This window comes from Pedobacter psychrodurus, assembly GCF_004331735.1.
Classification (GTDB): Bacteria; Bacteroidota; Bacteroidia; order Sphingobacteriales; family Sphingobacteriaceae; genus Pedobacter; species Pedobacter psychrodurus.
Map to the genome: position 1 here is coordinate 1 of NZ_SJSO01000047.1, position 5,914 is coordinate 5,914.

General features: G+C 38.6%; 7 protein-coding genes. 3 read left to right on the forward strand and 4 right to left on the reverse strand.

Annotated elements, in window-relative coordinates; genetic code table 11:
- The coding region (locus EZ456_RS24845; RefSeq protein WP_131534896.1) for an integrase core domain-containing protein at positions 1 to 252 on the forward strand (252 nt) is incomplete at its 5' end.
- On the opposite strand, the gene EZ456_RS24850 is transcribed toward EZ456_RS24845, so the two are convergent.
- Positions 218 to 1,330, reverse strand: coding sequence for a hypothetical protein (locus tag EZ456_RS24850; protein ID WP_131534898.1), 1,113 nt, complete (start codon positions 1,328 to 1,330; stop codon positions 218 to 220). The genes EZ456_RS24845 and EZ456_RS24850 overlap by 35 nt on opposite strands.
- A gap of 114 nt (positions 1,331 to 1,444) precedes the next feature.
- Positions 1,445 to 3,346: a T9SS type B sorting domain-containing protein gene (locus EZ456_RS24855; protein WP_131534900.1), complete on the reverse strand. Its 1,902-nt coding sequence runs from the start codon at positions 3,344 to 3,346 to the stop codon at positions 1,445 to 1,447.
- Positions 3,347 to 3,474: 128 nt separating this feature from the next.
- Here EZ456_RS24855 and EZ456_RS24860 point away from each other — a divergent pair, with 128 nt between their 5' ends.
- A complete protein-coding gene (locus EZ456_RS24860; protein ID WP_131534902.1) occupies positions 3,475 to 4,101 on the forward strand; it encodes a hypothetical protein in 627 nt (208 codons plus the stop codon).
- On the opposite strand, the gene EZ456_RS24865 is transcribed toward EZ456_RS24860, so the two are convergent.
- On the reverse strand, positions 4,096 to 5,109 hold the full coding sequence (locus EZ456_RS24865; protein ID WP_131534904.1) for an acyl-CoA reductase: 1,014 nt from the start codon (positions 5,107 to 5,109) through the stop codon (positions 4,096 to 4,098). The two genes, EZ456_RS24860 and EZ456_RS24865, sit on opposite strands and share 6 nt — an antisense overlap.
- A gap of 78 nt (positions 5,110 to 5,187) precedes the next feature.
- Here EZ456_RS24865 and EZ456_RS24870 point away from each other — a divergent pair, with 78 nt between their 5' ends.
- Entirely contained in the window at positions 5,188 to 5,538 is a 351-nt protein-coding gene (locus EZ456_RS24870; protein ID WP_025143125.1) for a 4Fe-4S dicluster domain-containing protein, read from the forward strand.
- 106 nt (positions 5,539 to 5,644) lie between these two features.
- Here EZ456_RS24870 and EZ456_RS24875 read toward each other — a convergent pair.
- Positions 5,645 to 5,914, reverse strand: a 270-nt coding sequence (locus EZ456_RS24875; RefSeq protein WP_165501350.1) for a transposase, incomplete at its 5' end; no start/stop codon positions are given.

Below are 5,914 nucleotides of genomic sequence, written 5' to 3' on the forward strand. Positions count from 1 at the left end.
AATAAGCTGGATGAATGGGCAAAGGAAAACAATGTTGAACTGCTTTTTATCGAGCCTGGAGAACCAACACAGAACGCATATATAGAAAGATGCAATGGAAGCATCAGAAGAGAATTGTTAAATGCCTACATATTTCACTCCCTGGATGATGTGAGGGAGAAAGTGGAGGAATGGATGATGGACTATAATTACCATCGACCACATCAAGCGTTGAACTTCAAATCTCCCATCGATTTATTGAAGGAAATTTGAGGACAAAATTATACTTTTGAGTGGTCTGAAAAACAGGGGAGCTTACACTGCCAACACAGATAGGGCCAAAGTTTTCAGCTTTAGCGATAGGCAAAGCATTTACTGTTACGGTCAAGGGTTCCGATATTGCTCTGCAATAAGTTCTATCAATATTGCCATTCATAGCCGTAATTAACCGGTATTGATAGGTGCCTGGTAAACGGTTCGAAAAATCTATCGAAGCTTGTTTCGTGGTTTTGCCAACAATGTCGGTCCAGCCGTTACCTGTATTTTCCTGCCATTGGTAAACTGCGTTTGTATATCCAGCAGAAATATTTGCATCTAAAATGAAATTACTCGTATTGCCTTCACACATATTTAATAAAGCGGTATTCGTGTTGAAAAATGGGGCGATAGATGGACCGCAAGCTTGTACGGTGATATCATCCAAAGCAAAATCGTTGCCGCTATTTGTTGGTGTTCTGTTGATTAGTTGTAAGGTTATGGTTGAGCTGTTGCCATTGGTAAAATCTACAAAATATTGATGCCACGTGAGATCTGCGGGCACACTTCCAGTAGGTTTCTCATTTAATACATTACCATTAGGGTCGATGATGCGCAAGGCCATATTTGGATTTTGAGCATTAGCAGCAGGCGAATTTGTATTCAATACCCAAATGGATAAACGCAAAGTGGTGTTCGGGCACAAATTATCCATTTGTTGCTCAAAAAATACGGTTTGTGTAGCAATCCCGTCAATTAGAAGCATTAAACCATTAGGGTTTCCGGTGTGATCAGCATGTGGTTGCCAATAAATAGGGTAGGGATTACCAGGTGTTGCTGGCGTTTTTACCAATCCCGATTGGTTGGCAGTTAAATTACGTGGGATTACTCCGGGAGGACCAACGAAAGTTGTATAGGTAGAAGCACCTGGTGCATATTGCGCCAATGGGCCATACCAGTTATCGGTATTGTTTCCCTGGCCAAAGGTTTGACTAATGAGTGGTTGTCCGAAAGTCCCGCTGCAAAGCTGCGCTTTTGCAAAATTTGCAAACAGGAAGATATAAAGAAAGAATAACGCTTTTGTTAGAAAGTGCATTTACTGGCTCAGGCTTAGTGCAATGTTAAAGAATTTTAAGATTTAATCGTAGGATTTAGCTTATTATTTCCATTAAAAGTAACAGGGCGAAAGTTAACGGATTTAGAAGTTTTTTTACCTCATCAGCATTATCCATCCGCTATACGTTTTAAAATCCTCGTTTAAATAGACGGTGTAATAATATACTGCCGGAGGGAGATCTTTCCCATTCATTTTCCCATCCCAGGGCTTGAAGGTACCTGTACTTTGATACACAAGCTGGCCATAACGGTTGGTAATTTTTACGATTGGGTTGGGAAAGGTGGCAGCAGCAGGGATATTCCAGGTGTCGTTTATATTATCGCCATTTGGACTGAAGGTATTGGGGATCACTACTTTTGGATACACTTTTATGAAAACCTTATCGATTGCACTGGTACAGCCTGAATTTGAGATCGCGTGTAGGGTATAGGTAATATCTTCAGTTGGTTTAGCAACAGGGTTTAGTTTGGTTGGGTCGTCGAGATAGTCGGATGGTGACCAATAATAGGTAATATCATCGCCACTTACTTTGCCGTTTAAATTTATTGATTGTCCGGTTAATATCTTCTGGTCTGCGCCTGCATCGGCAGTTGCATTTTTATTTATGTTAACGGTGATTTGTTTGGTTTCAAAACATGCATTATTAGAAATCTTGACAATATAAGTGGTTGTCTCAGTTGGCGAGGCCACTGGATTGGATATCCGGGAATCTGATAAACCGGTTGATGGTTGCCAAAGATAAGTAGCACCTCCTGAGGCTTCCAGTTGAATGGATTTACCCTCGCAAATAGTTGCAGTTTGAATGTTGGTTGCCGGGATGATAGGATCTTTGACTTCAACATGGGTTGTTGCGTTTTGTGTGCATCCGTTTGCCTTAACCTCTACAGTGTAAGTGCCTTCCATCAATTTGGTAGCATTGGGAATAGAGGGGCTTTTTTCGGTAGATGTAAATTGGTTTGGCCCCGTCCAACGGTAGCTCGTTCCACCAGATGCATTGAGCTGAATAGTAGCGCCAATGCAAGCGGAACCAGAATTTTTAGCTAAGGGAATTGGTAATGGATTCACGGTAAGGGTTAATGGTGATCCGGCTATCCTGCAATTTGGAGAATTGATGTTATTGCCATCACCTGCCAACATACGGTATTGATATACACCTTTAACTGCATTTTGGAACGAAACAGTTAATTCTGGCATTTGCTCATTGGGTAAGTCCGTAAAGCCACTACCTGTATTTACCTGCCATTGATACCTGGGATTTTGATAAACATCAGTGGTAATGTCAGTTTTGAAATGGAACGTAGCATCATTTCCTTCGCATATTTGAGCAGATGTTGATGTATTGTCTGCTATGAATGGTGTAAGGGTTGGCCCGCAGGCACTAAAGGTGATGTCGTCTAATGCAAGATCATTTCCGCCTCCACCAGGGGTTAGATTGGTCATTTTTAAGGTGATTGTACCTAAATCAGTCGGGGTAACAAATGTTTTTGCATACTTGATCCAGCCTGTATTTTGTGGAATATCTTCGGTTGCGAACTGGAGAATTTCGACACCGTTATTTTCTATCGTAAATTTAACATTTGGCTGTAATCCTGTGTTTTTTAAAATATTAATAATCCACGCAGAAAATTCGTAGGTGGTATTTGGGCAGAGGTCGGTAATGGTGGTTTGATAAAATATCCCAAGATCTCTTGAAGCATTTACGACCATCATATATCCGTTTGGATCGTTGGGGGTATGGTTTACAATACTCTGGTACCAACCTCCGTTTAATCCGGATATGGTTTTTGCTATAGTGTATTGCCCATCTTCTGGTGAGCCAGTAACATAAGTATAATTGGTAACGCCATTGGGTAGGGAAGAACCAAAAGTACTTGTGCCTGATCCGAATGTTTCATTTTTGATCGGATCGCCCAGTGTTCCGTTACATTGCGCCCATATACGATCGCCAAAAAACAGGATGAGAAAGAAAACTAAAGATATGGGGAGATAACGCATTGCTTAAAGGGCATTTAGCGAATATCCATATAAAAAATAAGAAATGCCTAAGATTTTAACGATAAGTTTAGTAATATGCTTCAATCATAATTATATGGAAATTTGCATTATTTTGCATCCATAAATCAATGAATAAATTTATAATATTACTGTTGTTAATTACAGCGTTCATAACAAGCCATGCCCAGAAAAGAGATGAATCTACTGCGATGCATAAATTTATGCAGGCCAATGCCGATAGTACAATTATAGTTCAATATACTGGAGCCTGGATAAACCCTCCGGTTTTTTATTTGTTGAGCAAAAAGGGAGATACATTAACCTGTTATCTTTATAAAGACACCAGGAGGTATAGCAGTATCAACAAGGTTCCCCGAAAAATTGCGATGGCGATGTCTTCAAGAATGATGATGGATATTTATAAGACACCGGTGGATATTAATCGGTTTTTTAATATAAGAGATATTCAGCCAGATAGTTTGCTTAAGTTCTGGGATGAAGTTTCAGCGCTAAAACCCTGGTTGTTAAAGGATGATGCGATTGAGGGGGCGGCCTGTCCGGTTGGGAAAAAAGGTGAGGTGTATTCGATTGATGATGGTGGTGGTATTTTGGTACATCTGGTTACAAAAGAACAGATCAAACCGCTAAATTTTTACGATCCTGATGGTTTTGAAAAATTATGTCCGGGCAGAAAGGGCCGTCAATCTATCATTAAATTTACGGCCCTTTTTCGGAGATATTTTAAATCATTATAATTTATTCAAAAACTCAACCGTATTCACATTATCTGCATAATCCCAAAGTTTTGGGTGCTGACTTTGGCCGAAACCAAAAGTGTTAAAACTTAGAGGTGATTTAGTAATCACACACTGGATGTTTTCTGCTTTATCCTTTAATTTTTCTTCCACTTCTTGAAGATTGTCATATTCCTCGTAAAAAAGAACGGCCAAAGGTGAGGTAAGGCTCTCATCTTCTTTTAACAGCAAAAAGCCATTGTCGAAATGTTTGGCTGCATTAACCAGATAAATGGATTTATTGTAATCGTAGTTGTTATTGTATTTAAAGTGGTTGATAATGGGCTGAAAACTTTCAATCCCTTCGTAAAGATTTGCGATATCGTAACCTTTCGGGAAATAGATTTTTGATACATTTCTACAGCCTAAACCGAAATAATCAAAAATATCAGCACCTAGATTTTGAATATCTTCGAAAGTTTCAGAACCATCTAAAACCGCTACACTATTTCTGTTTTTCCTAATGATGTTGGGCACTTTACTAAAATAATAATCAAAATAACGTGATGAATTGTTACTCCCAGTCGCAATAACCGCATCAAAATCCTTCAAGCGTTCTACATATTCTATTTTATGTTCAAAGGCAGGTTCTATTGTGATGAGTTCAGTAATTATGGCTTTAATCAACTTATCATCAACTGAAGAAAGTTTGATTAGTGCGATATTTCCTGTGGCCAATACGCTTAAAACATCGTGTAAACCCACCATTGGTATATTTCCTGCCAAGATTAATCCAACCTTTTTAGGTGATGTAATAAACTTAACCGATTTAAACCAAATGGCCAAATCAGCCTCATTTAACATCTCAGCAAATGATAAAATAGATTTTTTTATGTTTTCTGAGGTAAACCATGCATTTGTACTTTCAGCGCTATAAAATGCATTTCCTAGTATGTCAGTAGGGTTTGTAAGCAATAAGCCCAGTTTGTTGAACGCGATTATTACTTTTTCTTGAGTTAATGCTGACATATTTAGAATTATTATTAAGTGATTATATCTTATATTTGCAGCGCAAAGGTAAACTAAGCAAAAGAATTAGACGAAAACATGGCGATTAAAATAACAGATGAGTGTATAAATTGTGGGGCTTGCGAACCAGAATGTCCTAATAACGCAATTTACGATGCCGGTACTGCATGGCGTTTTTCTGATGGTACTAACTTAAATGGTATCATTGATTTTGGTAATCAACAAATTGAAGCTGATGCAGCTCAAGAAGCAGTTTCGGATGAAGTTTATTACATTGTGTCCGATAAGTGTACAGAATGTAAGGGCTTTCATGACGAACCTCAATGTGCGGCAGTTTGTCCGGTAGATTGTTGCGTAGATGATGAAGATATTCGCGAAACCGAAGAAGAATTATTGGCTAAGAAAGCTTGGTTACACCAGGAAGGATAAGGCCTTATAAAATATTTACAAAGAAAGTCCCGCAAATTTCGGGACTTTTTTTGTTTCCTACCTAATGAACCAGTTTTGGATCAAGCAAAAAAGTTGGGGATTAATACTAGGCATAAATCTTAGCTAATCTGAATAAGAAGAACTTTACACTTCTTACTCCCCTAAACTGTGCCCTGAATGCTTTTATTTTAGCATTGAAAGATTCAGCAGAAGCATTGGTACTCCTATTTGTAAAGTAGTTTAATATGGTTTCATAGTTGTTCTGTATCGTTCTTGAAATGGTGTTAAACGACTTGAATCCAGCGGCTTCTACCTGATTATACCAAATTGCCAGTCTTTTAAAAGCAACTATTCTGTCTTTGGATGTACTGAGTAT